This window comes from Martelella sp. NC20, assembly GCF_013459645.1.
In the GTDB taxonomy this organism is placed as follows: Bacteria; Pseudomonadota; Alphaproteobacteria; order Rhizobiales; family Rhizobiaceae; genus Martelella.
Genome location: NZ_CP054861.1, coordinates 3,889,320 through 3,904,481, shown reverse-complemented (window position 1 = coordinate 3,904,481; position 15,162 = coordinate 3,889,320). Strand labels below are relative to the sequence as shown.

The window sequence follows — 15,162 nt, the reverse complement described above, 5'->3', positions numbered from 1 at the left end:
AGGCTTTCTGCGCAAGGCTGTTTCGGTAGTGGAGGCGACTTAATCTAGCGTCGGGCGATCACGCCGCAAATTCGGCCGAGGATCTTCAGGCGGTCCAGCTCGACAGTGAAATCCTGTAGGTTCTCATTGTCGGAGATAATTATGACCTCTGTGGGAGCGCTAAAGGGGACGCGTTGCAGCCTTTTTATCTGAGGCTCCGATTCACCATCAGATATCGCGTAAACAGTGTCTGACGTCATGGTGTTTTGGGAAAGGTCTACGAGAACGCGGTCCCCAGGCTGATAGGTCGGCGACATTGAGTCGCCCACCACTTCCATGACGATCGTTTTTGCGGGCGAGGCCTTGGCTTCATTTCTCAGGTATTCAATCGGTAGTATCCACTCTGCCTTGACCGCGTGGCCGGAAATCACATTCTTTCCGACCGGCAAGTTTATTATCTCGCCCACTTGGCCCTGACCGGCGCCGAGTTTGCCATCGATCTCCGGAATAGCGCCCTCTTGCGAGCCTTGCCAGTGTTCGCGGGTATAGCCTGCTTCGGAATATTCATTTTCTGGGCTGTCGGGATCGAACGAGGCAATTGCCAGCCCCTTCGGTTTTCCTCGATTGTAGGCGAGCCAGTCGAGGTTAACCTTGGCGACCTTACATATCCGGCTGAGGTTCTCGATACCGACCTCTTTTCCGGTTTCCCAGTTGCCGACCGCACCACGGGTGACTGCTGGCCCGTGTTGGCTCAACAGCTTTGCAAACTGCTCCTGCGAACCGATCTTTAGGATTTCAGATCGGACGTGTCGGATGCGTTCGCCGCGAGCTTTATCGATTTTTCGCTTGGTCATCATTCCTGAATTATGACCGATGAAAGCTGATCTTTCACTGAAAGATATGCTTGCTTACATATGCAAGTTATGCTTACAATTTGGTATGGAGAACATTTGTAAGCTGGCAAAACAGAAAGCAGGGGGCCCGGTCGCCCTAGCAAAGGCACTTGGGGGCGTTTCACCTCAGGCCGTTTCTCAGTGGAAGCGCGTGCCTGCAGGTCGTGTACTCGATATTGAGCGCATCGTCGGCGTATCGCGCTACCACCTGCGACCAGACATATATGGCGCTCCGCCGTTGGACCTGGAGGGCGAATGTTAGACCTCCGAACTCAGTGTTCGTTTCACGCGGCGCATCCAGATTTGAATACGATCGTCCGTCCAGACATCAATTCCGATCTGGTTTCTTTCCTCGACTTCACCGGTATAGCATCACGGTCGGTAGTCCGCCGTGAATGCTTCCCCCGAATTAATTCTCACAATGAGGTGCTGTGATGCAGCGTTTGCTGGCGCAGAAGGCTGTCGATGGCCTGCGCGAGGCTTCCCGCCGTTCGGTTGTGCAGGGCGGCGGGCCGGAGCGGTTTCAGTATGTCACGCGGGCGACGCAGGGGCAGCTTTCCAAGTGCTGGACCCATGACCCCAGCCGGAAAACCCAGCACGTGATGGCGATCGACGTAGCCGTCGAGGCCGACATGGAAGCGGGCGCGCCTGTCATCGTCGGCGAGATGGCACGGCTGCAGGGCTACCGGCTTGTTCGCGACGACCAGCCAGACAGCGCCGGCAGGCTCGGCATTGCCGATATCGGCGTGTTTCAGGACGCTTTTCACGCGCTGTCACAATCCATGATCCAGGCCGTTGCCGATGGCAAGGTTGATCCGCGTGAAGCGGCCGAAATCCTCGAAAAATACGCGAGTTTCATGCGGGTTGCCCACACCGTGGAGAGCAAGGCCCACGGATGCGAAGGCGAGGTCTGAGATGACCATCGAAACGCAAAGCCCGCGAGACACCAGCCGCTGCAGGATTACTGACAGCTGCGGCTTTACCTTTTGCCTGACGTGCTTCGGCAACGACTTCGATGATCGCCCGTTTGCCTGCGATCCCGATCACCAAAATCAAGGAAAGGAGAGCCAGGAGATGGCGACGAAAACCATTGCGAAAAAGACGACTGTGTCGGCATCAAAAGCGGAGCCGCCGCCCCAGATGCAGCGCGAGGACCGGCGCATCGTCGCCGACAAGATTGCCGATGTTTACGATGACAGCGGCTATATCGCGCCATGGACGGATGATCTTGTGGCGCGGGATCTGGGCGTGCCTTGCGCATGGGTCGCGGAAGTACGCGATTTCATGTTTGGTCCGGCCAATGAAAACCCGAATCTCGCTGAAAATCGCCGCAGGTTTTCGGAATGGTCTGCCGATTATGAGAAATTTCGCGCCGAGCTTGTCGCTCATACCACTCAGGGCAAGCGCCTGCGGAACACGTCGCTCGATCTGCAAGTCCGCGCCGACGAAATTCGCGCGCAGCAAAACCGGATTATCCGGGAGGGCAAGCTGTGAGCGGGGCGAGGGTTACCAGAATTCGTTGCCCGCATTGTGCAGGGCAGGGGTATTTCGCCAGCGGCCGCCGCCGGTGCCCGGTGTGCTGCGGCAATGAGCGGATCTCGGCAGCGGACGCCCGAGCCTATGCCATCACGCAACGGCGGATGTCCGATGCCAATGGTGCCGGCGAACTGTCCTGGCCGCAGAAGCGGAAATGCGCGGCGATTGCCGAGGGGATCTTCGAGCTTCTGCAGGAGCTTCCGCCCTGGCGGGCGCACCGGAGGGCCACGGGATGACCGAATTACGTGTCCTTGTCGGCTGCGAAACTTCCGGCGTGGTGCGTCGTGCCTTTGCCGCGCGCGGGCATGATGTCTGGTCGTGCGATCTTCTGCCGGCCGAAGATGGCAGTAACCGGCATATTGTCTGCGATGTTCGAGATATTCTCGATGACGGCTGGGATTTGATGGCCGTGATGCACCCGCCATGTACGCGGCTTTGCAACAGCGGTGTGCGCTGGCTTTCAGGTCCGCCGAAGAATGCACCGAACGAGGCTTCCCTTGAGGAAAAACAGGCGTGGCCGGTTCTTTCCGTATCCGAGCGCAGGGCCATCATGTGGCGGCTGCTGGATGAAGGCGCTGCCTTGTTTTCCGCCTGCTGGAATGCGCCGATCGACCGGGTGGCAATCGAAAACCCGGTGATGCACCGGCATGCCAAAGAGCGGATCGTCAACTACCAGAAGCCGGCCCAGACTGTGCAGCCGTGGTGGTTTGGCAATCGCGCGTTCAAGGCGACCTCGTTTTACCTGCGTGGCCTGCCGCCCTTGACTGAAACTGACCGGCTGACTCCGCCGAAACCTGGCACGGATGAACATAAGAAATGGTCGATCGTGCATCGGGCCTCGCCGGGGCCTGACCGCTGGCGGCTTAGATCACGAACATATCCGGGCATTGCCAACGCAATGGCGGACCAATGGGGCGGGGCGGCTTTGGCAGCTTCTGCGGCCCTTGGAGATGTGCTGGAGGTGGCCTCATGAGCAAGGATCATGACATGTCGGACGGTCAGCGTTTACACAAGGTCATCAATATCGACATCGAGGGCAGCGGCGAGAGCCTTTATGGCCGATATGGAGCCATCTGCCTTGCCGTTTTCGATATCCGACAGATAGGGCTGGGAAATGCCAGCCTTTTCTGCCAGCGCCTTCATGGTCAGGCCCCGGTATTTGCGCCACACGCGCAGGCGGCTTTGGGTTTCATCGGAAAGCGCGACAATCAGTTCGTGTGGGTAGGTTTCTTCTCCGGCGTCCACGCCGGCCATGACCGCGCGGGCGTGCAGGCTGTCGAGCATATCATCGTAATCGGCTTCGCGCAGAAGCACGTAATTATTGCCTTCAATGGTGATTTTCTGGACTTCGCCCATGGCGTGTCACTCCTTGTAAATGCCGCCGCGCGGACCTGCATCGATGATCATGACAACCAAACCCTGATCATCAAGAATGATGCGGTCGGAACCGACGCGGATGCGAAAATAGGGGCTGCCCTGCAGCTTCTTCAAATCGACAGTTTCACCAGACGCGAAAGCCTCGATCTTGGCAATGATTGCATTGCGGCGCTTTGGTTGCATGCGCTGAATGCTCTTCATCGCGACCTTGGTGTAACGGATCGTCTTCATGCGCTCAATATAGCTATATGCGATATTTTGCGCAAGATCGAGAACGTATTTAGCTATATTTTTAGGCTTGGTGCCATGGAGGTTTTGCCATGAGCGAGATGCCGTATGTGCGGTTTTATATGTCTGACTGGCTTTCTGCCACGCGCGGCATGAAGGCGGCGGAAATGGGCGTTTATTTCACGCTGCTGGCGCTGATGTATGAACGCGGCGAGCCGCTGAGCGAGAACCATGAGCGGCTGGCGCGGCAGTGCGGCTGCACGAAAAAGGTGTTTTCCCAATACCTCGATGTGTTCTTCGATGACGGAAAAATCATCCGGTCTGAGGGCGGTCTCTGGAACCGCCGCGTGGAAAAAGAATTTCAATTTCGCGAAAAAAGTTCGGAGCAAGCAAAAGGGGCTGCGAAAAATCGCTGGGAAAAATCCAATAAAAACAATGGCGGTTCGATGCGACCGCATAGCGACCGCAATGCGGACGCAATGCGTAAGCCAGAAGCCAGAGTTAAGAAAGAAAGTGTTCCTAAAGGAACACCAAAGAAATCGGCCAGATCGGTTCTCTGCGATGTGCTGTCGCCGGAGGTTGCCGATGCCGTCATCGAACACCGCAAAGCGCTGCGCAAGAACCTGACTGTCCGGGCAGCCGAACTGCTGGCACGGCGGTTTGCGCTGATGCCGGATCCGGATGCTGCGGCGGAAACCATGATCGGTCGCGGTTGGCAGGGATTCGAGCCGGGCTGGATGCAGGAGCGGCAGCAGGGCGCCCGGGCATCGCCCGCCAAGCCCTCACGTGGCGACGAAATCAGGGATCACAATCAGCGCGTTCGGGACAGTTTGCGCAAACGGATGGGACAGGACGATGGCAGCGAAGATGGTAAAATTGTCGACATCAGCCGGGGAGATTGGAAGGTTGCGCAAGGCTCTTGAGCCTGCAAACGAACGGCAATCCGATATCATGCTCGATGCGCTGATGGACCGTGGATTTGCTATTCCCGACAGCGTCAACGCCGAGAAGGCCGGGCAGTTTTATGCCGAGGCGATGAGGGGCAAGCCCATCGGTGCACTTCGCCGGGTGTTTGAGAACCTGCGGCTCGGGCGATACCCGAAATTCCAGTCGTTCCTGCCCAAACCTGCGGAGCTTTCGGCGCTTGTCGATGCGGCTGCGAAGCATGACCGGGAGCTGCTGCGGATCGAACACGAACATGCGGAAGCGGCGAAAGAGCGGGAAGAGGAACGGACCCGGCGCGAGATCGGCCCGGAGGAGCGCGAGCGCCGTCGCCGGAAGGCCGCCGCCGTGCGGGCGATGCTGGGCACGGCCGCGAAGGCACGAACCCTGAGTGGAGGCTTCGATGACTGAGACCGAGAGCCGCAAGGCTGTGCGCCGTGCCTTCCTGAAATTCTACCGACAATGGCCTACCTTTGGCGATGACAGTGACGAACGGGCGCTTGCCGAATGGCAGGCGCTGAAGCCGGAGGAGCGACAAGCGGCCGACGCCAAGCTGCCGGCTTTTCTGGCGTTCGAAGCCATGAACGGACGGACGGTGAAATTTGCGGCAAGCACCTATCTGCGCGAGAGACGCTGGACGGCGGTTCCGGAAGGCGTGGAAGGTTCATCCGGCCCGGTGATTGCCGCGACCTTCGGCAAGGCGTGGATGGCGGAACGCTTTTTCCGGTTGGGCGAGCCGTGCGCGCGGTTGCCTGCGTTGACGCGGTTTCAGGAACTGGAAGTTGCGGAAGGGCGGGCAGACCACAAGGCGCTGTGGCGCGAGCGGATGAGCAAGATGGGCTGGCCAGCCGTGAACGCCATGAACGACCAGGCAGTTCGCTATCCAGGCAAGGGCACGCGGGTTTCTGGTGAGATCGCGCTGCTTGGGGCTGACTTCGAGGCGGTACGGGTTGGCGGCGATCTGTGGGTTGCCTGGGAGGCGGAGCACAGCGCGCGCGGTTGGCCTTGGCTGCCGGAGATGGGGCGGGTGGAATGGGTCTACTTTCCGCCTGTTGGGGCTGGAGCGCCGGGCGAAGCGCTGACGGCATTCTTCGACAAACTGGACAGGACGAAACAGCTGGAGGCGGCTCAATGACAGAGTATCGGAAGATCGGAGCTTCGGTTGATCTGGCCTATGGCCTGAAATTCGAGGACCGGTTGCGACTGATCCGTCTTTCCGGGCGATCGGCGCTGGCGGAAAAGGCTGCGGAAGATGCGCCGTGGTATGTGCTGCAGGTGATGACCGGGCGGGAGCAGGTTGTTTGTGAAGCGCTGACGGAGTGCGGGGCCGAGGCGCTTTCGCCGACGCGGAAGGGGCCGAAGCGCCGCCGTCGGCACAAGGTTTTGCCGCCGCAGGATATCCCGTTGATGGCCGGCTATGTGCTGGTGCGATTTGCCTGGTCGGAGACGGCGGTCAGTGCATTGCTGGGGTTCGAGCATGTGCGCGGAGTGCTGGGCGGTTGGCTCAGCCCGTTTGCACTGGAAAACGAGAGGGTTGTGCGGATCATGCAGAAGTCCGGTGATGGCCGGTTCGACTGGGAGCGAGTCTCGAAGATCACGGTTGTCGCTGGCGAGCGGGTGCGCATCGGTGAGGGGATGTTTGCGGGGCTTGAGGCTGACGTCGTGACGCCCAACAGCAAGGGGAAGGGCGATGTTGTGGTCGAGGTTGATATGTTCGGGCAGAAAACGCCTGTGAATTTTCCTCTTGCAATTCTCGAAAAGTTATGAATTTTATAGAGCCATTGGTTGATTCGGTTCTCAGTGACCTTCGCTCTCGCGCCCGGACCCCGCCCTCACGATAGCCGATCGGCAGATGCGATTGAGGGCCAGTGCGTGAGCTATGCCTTCTCCCCGATCTGAAGTAATTGCTGCACAGGCAGCTACAGAGGCCGTACCGCGCTTCTCGCCATCGTCGCAATCAGGTCTGTTCGGGTGACTATCCCGGTGATGCGGTCACCATCAAGCACGGGCACAGCATCGACTTCCCCGTCCGCCATCATCGGAAGCAGGGCTGCAATTGGGGTATCGGGCGAGGCCCGTGGTCCGGTGGTGGACATGATATCGCGGGCCGGAATGGTATCCTCGCTATCCCGGCTGAATATCCGGCGGAAGGCCATCAGGAAACTGCTTTGCGACTGCAGGTCGGCTTGCCGGGCGCGGTTGATCAGGTGGATCTGAAAAATCACTCCGAGATATTCGTCATTCTTGCCGACCACGGGAAGGGACGTGAACTTGTGACGTCTGAACAGGTCTGCGATTTGCCTCAACCCCGTCTCGGGCCTGACTGTTATCAGGTCTCTCGACATGACATCCGCCGATTTCAGTGGCACCATGGCGTGGGTGGAAGCCTGAAGTTCGGCGGCTCCTATCAAACGCGCCAAATCTTCGACGCCGAGGTTAAATGACTGTCGGTATCGCTCAAGAATCTGTGTCAGTTCTGCTTCGGACAGTCCCAACCGTTCAGATGGATTGCGATCCCCGGTGAGGTGTTTGCTTTGCTCATTGAACTGCCGAAAGGGATAGTGTCGTCCGGTAAGACGGGCATATATGGCTGCTGCGCACACCAACGCAATGGTGCCGAGAGCAACCGGCGCCAACGCAAACCAGAAACCGAGTTGCTCGACGACATCTGAATTCATGACGGCAGTCATTGCCACTGCCCCTGCGGGCGGATGCACTGCGCGGCACAACATCATAACGATGACGGATAGGCCAACGGCCAGAGCCACGCCCAGGGCCAAATCAGGGACCAGCATGCCGACGATCACGCCGATCACGGCTGCGAGCGTATTGCCCATGACTGCAGACCATGGCTGGGCCAGTGGACTGTTCGGAACGGCGAACAGCAGAACGGAAGTCGCGCCGAATGGAGCGACCAGGTACAGTCCCGTTGTCAAATCAATCGCAGGTGACAGCAGGAACAAGCCCACCAGTGCGAGACCGATGAACGCCCCGATCCCGGCGCGGCAAGCTTCCTGTGAGGAGGAGGGCGCGACGACGGGACCAAAAGAACGGATGAAATGCAAGTAGGCTGCTCCTGATTCCCGCAATCGTGAAATGCTGGTTGTTGAGCCCCGCTCGACGGATGAGGCCGGGGAAGACATAGAACTCGGATTAGCAGATAGGTGCTGTTCGGCAAGCTATGCGTTTTGCGGGCTTTCGAGGAAAATTAGAAATTACAACTACCGGGCGGAAACGCCGGTCATTTTTTGGTTGAAAGGCGGGTCGTGGAAACGGTTCGCCTTTTGCGTTTCAGGGCAGAGAGGCTTTTCCGCCCATGATCTCCGCTCATATCGATATCGACCTGGCCCGTTTCGAGGCGAAACTGACCTTGGTCCAGCGGCGTGATCTCCCAAAGGCGGAGGTTCTGGCGCTGAACTGGCTGGCCTATGACGGCATGCGGGCGGTGCGGGCGAGGATGAAGGTCGTGTTCGACCGGCCGACGGCGCGGGCCATTCGCGGGATCGTCTATGACAAGGCGAGCGAGGCCGGCCGGGTTTCGGCTGTCGTGGTTGGTGGATCGGGGCGCAAGGGCGGACTGCCGGCTGTGGCCTATCTCGGCCCGGAAATTCATGGCGGGATGCGCCGGCACAAGTCGTTCGAGGAGCAGCTTATCGGCCGGGGGATGATGGCCCGCAATCAGGTGGCCGTGCCGGCGAACCGGACGCCGCTCGACCGATACGGCAACATGACGCAAGGTTTTCTCAATCGCGTGATGCGGGATCTCACGATCGATTATCGTGGGGCTGGCGCCTCGCGGGTTTCGACTGGTTCCAAGCGGCGCAAGCGCAAAGCCAAGCCCAACCAGTTCTTCGTTCCGCAGGGCAGGGACGATCTGTTTCCCGGTGTCTGGTATTCCGGACGTGGTGACCGGGAGTTCTATCCGGTGATCCTGTTTGTGAAGGCGACATCCTATTCGGAGCGTCTGAAGCTCAACGAGATCGTTTCCGAGCTGGTGCGCCAGAAGAAGGACCGGACATTTGCACGGGCGTTCCGCAAGACGTTTGCAAAAAGCTGACGGAGGCGTCAGCGCCGGCTGCGGATCAATACGACCATGAAACGCCAGCTGACTTCAACGGCGCCAGCTTCGATGGCGATCAACCGGCGGGACAGCGGAATGTCGTAATGCTCTTTCGCCGTGTCTGGGTATTGGACCCAGCGGCGCTCCATGCCGAGATGATCGGCCATGGCGTGGAGTTCGTCGGTCGTATCGGCGAGCATGTGGCACATGACCATGCCCCGGAAGGGCCATTTCATATCATCGACGTAGACGGCCATGGCTTTGCTTTGCGTTGATCGTAAAGGCGAGCAGGTCGTCATATTCAAAACGCAGGGTTTATCAACGCGTTGCCCTGTCTGACCGGGGCTTCAGAAAACCGTGGGTCCTTCCTGGGGCCCTTGCCCACGCGGGTATTTGGCACCGCGCGGGTTGGCCAGTCTGAGCCCGAAACAGAAGCCTAAAGTCCAAGCCTAAACTAAAGACAGTGTGAGTTTAGCCACCATGGAAACCATGCCAGACAGCATGAGCAAAGCCGAGTTCGCAACGCTGATCTCGGTCTCGGCGGGCCGTGTCTCGCAATATCTGAGCGCGGGCCAGATCCATGGTCGGGCGATCGAGGGCGAGGGGCGGTTTGCCCGCATCCGCCCGGATGTCGCGATCGCTCAGCTCGGCCTCACCATCGATCCCTCCCAAGGGTTCGGCGCCAACGGAAAAGCCTCCGCAGCATCATGGAACAGACAGGCTGATTTCCCGCGCGCCGGACGGCGGACGGGCGCAGCGGCGGAATTGCCGTTGCGCCCGCTTCCCGTCGAAGAAGACGAGGAGGAAGACCTCGCCGAGCAGCTCGCCCGCGAGCGGCTGCAACAGCAGAAATACAAAACCGCCCAGATGGAGCGGCAGGAAAAGGCCGAGGCCGGGATCTACACCCGCACCGAGGATGTCCGCCGCGAGATCGGCCGAACCTCATCCGAGGCGTTCAAGGTGATGGAGCAGGGGCTTCCTGATCTTGCCGGTGCGCTTGCCGAAGCCTTCAACCTGCCGCAGCGCGATATCCAGAAGACGTTGACCCGCAAATGGCGGGACATCCGCGAGCAGGCCGCAGCGGCCTTCCGGGAACGCCGCGATGAGGAACCCGAGCTGATCGCAAGCCACGGCGACGACGATCCGCCGGGTGACGAAGAGGCCGATACCCCATGACGATGCTGTTCAATCCGGCGCGGCTGATGTTCGATGCGCTGGCGAATGCCTGCGAGCCGCCGCCGCCGGTCGACTATCTCGGCTGGGCAAAGAAGAACATCGTGTTCTCCGAGCGGATCTCGGCGTTTCCGGGACCCTACCGCGAAGACATGTTCCCGTTCTTCTCCGAGATCCTGCGGGCGCTTTCGCCGGACGATCCGTGCTCGATCGTCTCGCTTGCCAAATCCGCCCAGGTTGGCGGAACGGTGCTGGCGAACATCTTTCTGCTCGGCACGCTTGACCTCGACCCTTGCGATTTCCTCTATGTCCATCCGACCGAGGAAAACGCCTCGCGCTGGTCGAAGACCAAGCTGATGCCGCTCCTCAGGGAAACGGTCTCCGTCCGGGCGCTGTTTCCGGAAGCCGGCCGCGATGGCGGCAATTCGATCCTCTACAAGGAGCGAACTGACGGGCGCGGCGCGGTACAGGCCGCCGGCGCCAATTCGGCCGCCGGCCTGTCGATGATCTCGCCGCGCGCCCAGGTGCAGGATGACCTTGCGAAGTGGATCTATAACGAGGCCGGCGATCCGGAAAGTCAGGCCGACAGCCGGTCGAAGGCGTTCTTCAACCGCAAGGTCTTCAAGATATCGACGCCGCTGATTGCACCCGGCTGCCGGATCACGGCCAATTATCTGGCCGGTACGCAGGAACGCTATCATGTGCCGTGCCCGCACTGCCATGAGCTGCAGCCGCTCGAATGGGAGAACATGCGCGATCACATCGATGCGCAGCACCCGGAGCTCGCGCACTTCGTCTGTGTTCATTGCGGTTGCGAGATCCGGGAGCATCATCGCCAGTGGATGGTTGATCCGGCCAATGGCGCGAAGTGGGTTGCCAGATATCCGGAGCGGGCGCGCTATCACCGGTCGTTCCATATCTGGGTGCCGTATTCGCCGCTGGAAAGCTGGGAGGCGATCGCGCGGGCCTGGCTGAAGGTTCAGTCCGGCGGCGCTGACGACAAGGAAAAGGGCGCCGGCGCCGAACAGGTGTTTTTCAACGATACGCTCGGCCTTGCGTTTGAGGCCGACAACAAGGCGATCGCCTGGGAAGATCTGCGCGACCGTGCCGAGGAAACCGGCTTCCGGCGCGGGATCGTGCCCGCCGCCATGCTGGCGCTGACCATCGGCATCGACGTCCAGGGCGACCGAGTTGAATGGTTGCTGAGGGGCTGGGGCCGGAACAAGACAAGCGCGGTCATCGATTACGGTGTGATCGACGGCCGGGCCGGCAGTCATCTGCCGGACTATCGCGAGCATTCCGGGCATATCTCGGAACCGGAAGTGATGGCGGCGCTTGACCGGCTGATCGCCAAGCGCTGGCCGGACGAAAACGGACGCCTACGCGATGTCGACCGTGTTGCGATCGACGGCAATGCCTATACCGAGGATGTCTGGTTCTGGGCGCGGCGCCATCCGCGTTCGAAGGTGATCATGGTGCGCGGTGACAACCGCGATGCCGCACCGCTGCTCAGTCAGGTCCGCGAATACGACAAGCGCGGCAAGCCGAAGAAACAGAAATGGTCGACGCGGTTTTACAACTTCAACGCCTCGGTGATGAAGATGGGCATCTATCGGGATTTCCGGAAGGATGATCCCGAACAGCCGGGCTTCATCCGCTTTGCCATTGGCCTTGGCGATGTTTTCTACCAGCAGGCGACATCCGAGGTGCGGGTCAAGGAAAAGGACCGAAACGGGTATCCCCGTTGGGTGTGGAAGCTGCCCGAGGGCCAGCGCAACGAAGTGCTCGACATGCTCAACCAGTCGCGGGCGGCCGCTATCCGGCTCAACGTTCCCTACTGGTCGGATGACGAATGGGACGCGCGGGCCGAAGAACTCGCCCGGCAGGAACCGGAAGCGCAGGGCGATCTTGAAGACCTGATCGGCAATCTTGCTGTTGCGGTGAAGGCCGTCAGCGATGCCGGCAGAACGACCGCCGAACAGCCGTCGGCCGCAACGACTTCACCGGTCTCCGACAGGGTCGCAGCAGCCATGCGCCGGGCGGAACGGGCCGCACAGCGAACCCGGCTGGGCTAAGACAGGACAGACATCATGGTTTCGACTGACGAACGACTGACGCTGGAAACCCGGCTCGGCGAGGCGAAGCTTGCGCTTCACAGGCTGGAGATCGGGCAGAGCGCGGTGACGCTTTCCTATGACGGCGAGAGCGTCACCTACAGCGGCGCCGACCGGGGATCACTTCGGGCCTATATCCGCGATCTCGAAACGAAGCTCGGGCTTCGCCGGTCATCCCGTCCGCGCGGCCGGGGAGTGAGCTTCGGATGACAGTGGAAATCCTCGGACCAGACAGCAGGCCGCTTTCCGCCAATGTGCGCAACGCCGCCCGCCTGCAGGCTGCCCGCAACCGGCAAATGGCCGCGACAGTGTCGGGCGAGGCCGTGACGCGGGCAGCCTATCAGGGCGCATCCTACAATCACCCGAGCTTTGCCGGCTGGCATGCCGGCAATTACTCCGGCCAATCGGCGCTTTCAGCCTCACGTTCGACGCTGGTCGATCGCCTCAATGATGTGGCGCGCAATGACGGCTGGGGTGCGGCCGGCACATCGCGGCTTGTCGACAACATCATCGGCGCCGGCTGGAAGCTGGCTGCCCGGCCGAACCACACAACGCTCAACCTCACCTTCGACCAGGCCGAAGAGATCGCCACCAGAATTGAGGGGTTGTGGCGCGACTATACGCAGGATGTCGATATGTGGTGCGATGCCGAGCGCACCAAGAACATGGCCGGGATCCTCGGCCTTGCCGCTCGTAATCGCTTTGGACCGGAGGGCGAGGCCTTCGGCGTGATCGTCTGGCAGGAGGACGCGCCGCTGTTTTCGACGGCGGTGCATCTGATCGACCCAGCCCGGTGTTCCAATCCGAAGGGCAGGCTCGACAGCGAATATCTGCGCGATGGTGTCGCCATTGACGATTACGGCGCGCCGGTCGGCTATCACTTCCGCAAGAGCCATCCCGGCGATGTCTATGCCGGCAACACCAAACTCTGGTCATGGGAATATGTCAGCCGGTCGACCGAATGGGGCCGGCCGGTCGTGGTTCATGCCTTCGATCCGAAGCGACCGGGCATGACGCGGGGGGCTTCCGACTGGGCGCCGATCATGCGCTCCATCAAGCAATCCACGGATTACGAGGATTTTGAAAGTCAGGCCGCGATGCTGAATGCGATCATGGCTGCCTTCATCGAAACCCCGTTCGATCCGGAAGAGATGATGGCAGCGCTCGACGCCGATGGCGGCGAGGGAGCGCTGGGCAGGATCTATGGCGAGATGTCGGAAGCCCAGAAGGCCTATTATGGCGCCGCCCCGATCAACCTTCCCGGTGTCCGGATCAATACGTTGCTCCCTGGCGAGAAGGCGGAGCTGACCAAGCCAGAGCATCCAAACGCCAACTTCGAGGTGTTCGTCAATGCGGCATTGAGAAAGATCGCGTCTGCCGTCGGGCTCACCTATGAGCAGCTCACCATGGACTGGAGCCAGGTGAACTATTCGTCGGCGCGTGCGGCGCTTCTGGAGATCTGGCGCGGCTTCACCGCCAAGAAGAGCAGCTTTGCCGCCCAGTTCATGGCGCCGATCTATCGGGCATGGCTCGAAGAGATCTTTGACAGTGGCCTGATCGAACTGCCGGCGGGTGCCGTCTCCTTCGAGGAGAACCCGGCAGCATGGTGTCATGCCGACTGGATCGGGCCGGGTCGCGGCTGGATTGATCCGCTCAGGGAAGCGCAGGCGGCCGGCGAACGGCTCGACCGCAAGCTGACGACGCTCCAGCAGGAATCGGCAGAGCAGGGCAGGGACTGGAAGATGGATGCCGATCAGCTCGCCCGCGAGGCCCGCTACTATCGCAGTCTCGGCCTGAAACATCCGGCGGAAATGGAAAGCGACATGACCGGCCACAATGGCGGCCCGCCGCTCGATGAGGCCGATCAGGACACGGAGATCGAAGACAGCGTCAACGGCCGGAACAGTGCCCGCTCCGCGCGGCGCCATCCGCTGGGCATTCCCTCGGTCGGCAGGAAAGGCTGAACCCATGAACTATCCCGAAATCGCCAGCCGCATGTTCAACACACCGCTGATGCTGCAGCCGGCCAAGGCCGACACGATCGCCCGGGCATTTGCCCCGCGCGTCCTCGGCCTGCCGGAGGCGGATGCCGGCCAAATGGGCCTGATCGGCGACAAGCTTCGCGATGACACCGACATATGGGGCGAGAAGACCTATCGCGGTGTCCATCGTCCGATGGAAGGCATCGGCCTGATCGAGATCGAGGGCTCGCTGGTCAACAAGGGCCGATGGATCGGCAAATCCTGCGGCATGACCTCCTATGAGGGGATCGGCATTCAGGCCGATGACTGCCGGGAGGATGACAGCATCAAGGCTGCCGTCATCGAGGTCGACAGCTTTGGCGGCGAGGTCACCGGCGCTTTCGACTGCGCGGAGAAGATCTTCGAGCTGTCGCAGGTGAAACCCACCATTGCGGTTCTGACGGATCACGCCTGTTCGGCCGGCTATCTTCTGGCCGCAGCCGCCCGGCAGATCGTGCTGCCGTCCACCGGGCTTTGCGGCTCGATCGGCGTGGTCTCGGTTCATGTCGATGTCAGCGGCTGGCTGAAGAAGGAGGGGCTGAATGTCACTATCCTCAAGGCCGGCGAACACAAGGCCGATCTGAACCCATACGAGGCCATCCCCGAGGATGTGCTGGCACGCGAGCTTGCCGAGCTGGAAGAGCTGCGTGTCGAATTCGCCGAAACGGTCGCCCGGTACCGCGCCGGGCGGCTTTCGAAAGACCATGCGCTTGCCACCGAGGCGGGTGTCTATCGCGGCGCAAAGGCGGTCTCGGCAGGGCTTGCCGATGCCGTCGCCCGCCCCTCGCAGGTGCTTGCCGCCTTCGGGGCCGAACTGGGCCGTGCGGCCTGAACCATCA

The 15,162-nt window shown here is 60.7% G+C and carries 18 protein-coding genes; 15 read left to right on the top strand and 3 right to left on the bottom strand.

Annotated features, from left to right (window positions below):
- Positions 1 to 44: 44 nt before the first annotated feature.
- Positions 45 to 836: an XRE family transcriptional regulator gene (locus tag HQ843_RS18735; RefSeq protein WP_246710155.1), complete on the bottom strand. Its 792-nt coding sequence runs from the start codon at positions 834 to 836 to the stop codon at positions 45 to 47.
- A 16-nt stretch (positions 837 to 852) separates the two neighbouring features.
- On the opposite strand from HQ843_RS18735, the gene HQ843_RS18730 reads away from it, so the two are divergent.
- The 9 genes from HQ843_RS18730 to nusG all read left to right on the top strand — a co-directional run bounded on the left by HQ843_RS18730 (position 853) and on the right by nusG (position 6,722).
- Positions 853 to 1,134 (top strand): transcriptional regulator, encoded by a 282-nt coding sequence (locus tag HQ843_RS18730; RefSeq protein ID WP_371824603.1) that lies wholly within the window; start codon positions 853 to 855, stop codon positions 1,132 to 1,134.
- A 172-nt stretch (positions 1,135 to 1,306) separates the two neighbouring features.
- Complete coding sequence (locus HQ843_RS18725) at positions 1,307 to 1,786, top strand: hypothetical protein (RefSeq protein WP_180901738.1); 480 nt, start codon at positions 1,307 to 1,309, stop codon at positions 1,784 to 1,786.
- Position 1,787: 1 nt separating this feature from the next.
- A complete protein-coding gene (locus HQ843_RS18720) occupies positions 1,788 to 2,366 on the top strand; it encodes a hypothetical protein (protein WP_180901739.1) in 579 nt (192 codons plus the stop codon).
- 274 nt (positions 2,367 to 2,640) lie between these two features.
- Complete coding sequence (locus HQ843_RS18715) at positions 2,641 to 3,381, top strand: hypothetical protein (protein WP_180902130.1); 741 nt, start codon at positions 2,641 to 2,643, stop codon at positions 3,379 to 3,381.
- Positions 3,378 to 4,109, top strand: coding sequence for a hypothetical protein (locus HQ843_RS30210; protein WP_457769305.1), 732 nt, complete (start codon positions 3,378 to 3,380; stop codon positions 4,107 to 4,109). Before HQ843_RS18715 ends, HQ843_RS30210 begins: the two co-directional genes overlap by 4 nt.
- Entirely contained in the window at positions 4,106 to 4,936 is an 831-nt protein-coding gene (locus HQ843_RS18700; RefSeq protein WP_180901742.1) for a YdaU family protein, read from the top strand. The genes HQ843_RS30210 and HQ843_RS18700 overlap by 4 nt, the downstream gene beginning before the upstream one ends.
- Before the next feature lie 28 nt (positions 4,937 to 4,964).
- Positions 4,965 to 5,366, top strand: coding sequence for a hypothetical protein (locus HQ843_RS18695; protein ID WP_180901743.1), 402 nt, complete (start codon positions 4,965 to 4,967; stop codon positions 5,364 to 5,366).
- Complete coding sequence (locus HQ843_RS18690) at positions 5,359 to 6,090, top strand: hypothetical protein (RefSeq protein ID WP_180901744.1); 732 nt, start codon at positions 5,359 to 5,361, stop codon at positions 6,088 to 6,090. Before HQ843_RS18695 ends, HQ843_RS18690 begins: the two co-directional genes overlap by 8 nt.
- Positions 6,087 to 6,722, top strand: coding sequence for a transcription termination/antitermination protein NusG (gene nusG, locus HQ843_RS18685; protein ID WP_180901745.1), 636 nt, complete (start codon positions 6,087 to 6,089; stop codon positions 6,720 to 6,722). Before HQ843_RS18690 ends, nusG begins: the two co-directional genes overlap by 4 nt.
- A 152-nt stretch (positions 6,723 to 6,874) precedes the next feature.
- On the opposite strand, the gene HQ843_RS18680 is transcribed toward nusG, so the two are convergent.
- Complete coding sequence (locus HQ843_RS18680) at positions 6,875 to 8,020, bottom strand: HPP family protein (RefSeq protein ID WP_246710154.1); 1,146 nt, start codon at positions 8,018 to 8,020, stop codon at positions 6,875 to 6,877.
- A gap of 251 nt (positions 8,021 to 8,271) precedes the next feature.
- Between HQ843_RS18680 and HQ843_RS18675 the strand changes: the two genes are divergently transcribed.
- Complete coding sequence (locus tag HQ843_RS18675) at positions 8,272 to 9,012, top strand: hypothetical protein (protein ID WP_180901747.1); 741 nt, start codon at positions 8,272 to 8,274, stop codon at positions 9,010 to 9,012.
- 8 nt (positions 9,013 to 9,020) lie between these two features.
- Here the strand turns inward: HQ843_RS18675 and HQ843_RS18670 are convergent, their stop codons facing one another.
- Positions 9,021 to 9,272 carry a DUF4031 domain-containing protein gene (locus HQ843_RS18670; RefSeq protein WP_180901748.1) on the bottom strand — a complete coding sequence of 84 codons (252 nt, stop codon included), beginning with the start codon at positions 9,270 to 9,272 and terminating at the stop codon, positions 9,021 to 9,023.
- Between the two features lie 244 nt (positions 9,273 to 9,516).
- Between HQ843_RS18670 and HQ843_RS18665 the strand changes: the two genes are divergently transcribed.
- The 5 genes from HQ843_RS18665 to HQ843_RS18645 are packed head-to-tail and all read left to right on the top strand — an operon-like array spanning position 9,517 to position 15,155.
- Positions 9,517 to 10,191: a hypothetical protein gene (locus tag HQ843_RS18665; protein WP_180901749.1), complete on the top strand. Its 675-nt coding sequence runs from the start codon at positions 9,517 to 9,519 to the stop codon at positions 10,189 to 10,191.
- Positions 10,188 to 12,263, top strand: coding sequence for a phage terminase large subunit family protein (locus HQ843_RS18660; RefSeq protein ID WP_180901750.1), 2,076 nt, complete (start codon positions 10,188 to 10,190; stop codon positions 12,261 to 12,263). Before HQ843_RS18665 ends, HQ843_RS18660 begins: the two co-directional genes overlap by 4 nt.
- 15 nt (positions 12,264 to 12,278) lie before the next feature.
- Complete coding sequence (gene gpW, locus HQ843_RS18655) at positions 12,279 to 12,512, top strand: gpW family head-tail joining protein (protein WP_180901751.1); 234 nt, start codon at positions 12,279 to 12,281, stop codon at positions 12,510 to 12,512.
- Positions 12,509 to 14,266 (top strand): phage portal protein, encoded by a 1,758-nt coding sequence (locus HQ843_RS18650; protein ID WP_180901752.1) that lies wholly within the window; start codon positions 12,509 to 12,511, stop codon positions 14,264 to 14,266. The genes gpW and HQ843_RS18650 overlap by 4 nt, the downstream gene beginning before the upstream one ends.
- 4 nt (positions 14,267 to 14,270) lie before the next feature.
- Positions 14,271 to 15,155, top strand: a complete 885-nt coding sequence (locus HQ843_RS18645) for a S49 family peptidase (protein ID WP_246710153.1) — start codon at positions 14,271 to 14,273, stop codon at positions 15,153 to 15,155.
- The last annotated feature ends 7 nt before the right edge of the window (positions 15,156 to 15,162 follow it).

Excerpts from the sequence above, each read along its gene's own strand:
- HQ843_RS18660 (WP_180901750.1), top strand. The coding sequence starts at position 10,188 with ATGACGATGCTGTTCAATCCGGCGCGGCTGATGTTCGATGCGCTGGCG.
- HQ843_RS18700 (WP_180901742.1), top strand. The coding sequence starts at position 4,106 with ATGAGCGAGATGCCGTATGTGCGGTTTTATATGTCTGACTGGCTTTCT.
- gpW (WP_180901751.1), top strand. The coding sequence starts at position 12,279 with ATGGTTTCGACTGACGAACGACTGACGCTGGAAACCCGGCTCGGCGAG.
- HQ843_RS18645 (WP_246710153.1), top strand. The coding sequence starts at position 14,271 with ATGAACTATCCCGAAATCGCCAGCCGCATGTTCAACACACCGCTGATG.
- HQ843_RS18650 (WP_180901752.1), top strand. The coding sequence starts at position 12,509 with ATGACAGTGGAAATCCTCGGACCAGACAGCAGGCCGCTTTCCGCCAAT.
- HQ843_RS18675 (WP_180901747.1), top strand. The coding sequence starts at position 8,272 with ATGATCTCCGCTCATATCGATATCGACCTGGCCCGTTTCGAGGCGAAA.
- HQ843_RS18670 (WP_180901748.1), bottom strand. The coding sequence starts at position 9,272 with ATGGCCGTCTACGTCGATGATATGAAATGGCCCTTCCGGGGCATGGTC.
- HQ843_RS18665 (WP_180901749.1), top strand. The coding sequence starts at position 9,517 with ATGAGCAAAGCCGAGTTCGCAACGCTGATCTCGGTCTCGGCGGGCCGT.
- HQ843_RS30210 (WP_457769305.1), top strand. The coding sequence starts at position 3,378 with ATGAGCAAGGATCATGACATGTCGGACGGTCAGCGTTTACACAAGGTC.
- HQ843_RS18725 (WP_180901738.1), top strand. The coding sequence starts at position 1,307 with ATGCAGCGTTTGCTGGCGCAGAAGGCTGTCGATGGCCTGCGCGAGGCT.
- HQ843_RS18730 (WP_371824603.1), top strand. The coding sequence starts at position 853 with ATGAAAGCTGATCTTTCACTGAAAGATATGCTTGCTTACATATGCAAG.
- nusG (WP_180901745.1), top strand. The coding sequence starts at position 6,087 with ATGACAGAGTATCGGAAGATCGGAGCTTCGGTTGATCTGGCCTATGGC.
- HQ843_RS18735 (WP_246710155.1), bottom strand. The coding sequence starts at position 836 with ATGATGACCAAGCGAAAAATCGATAAAGCTCGCGGCGAACGCATCCGA.
- HQ843_RS18695 (WP_180901743.1), top strand. The coding sequence starts at position 4,965 with ATGCTCGATGCGCTGATGGACCGTGGATTTGCTATTCCCGACAGCGTC.
- HQ843_RS18720 (WP_180901739.1), top strand. The coding sequence starts at position 1,788 with ATGACCATCGAAACGCAAAGCCCGCGAGACACCAGCCGCTGCAGGATT.
- HQ843_RS18715 (WP_180902130.1), top strand. The coding sequence starts at position 2,641 with ATGACCGAATTACGTGTCCTTGTCGGCTGCGAAACTTCCGGCGTGGTG.
- HQ843_RS18690 (WP_180901744.1), top strand. The coding sequence starts at position 5,359 with ATGACTGAGACCGAGAGCCGCAAGGCTGTGCGCCGTGCCTTCCTGAAA.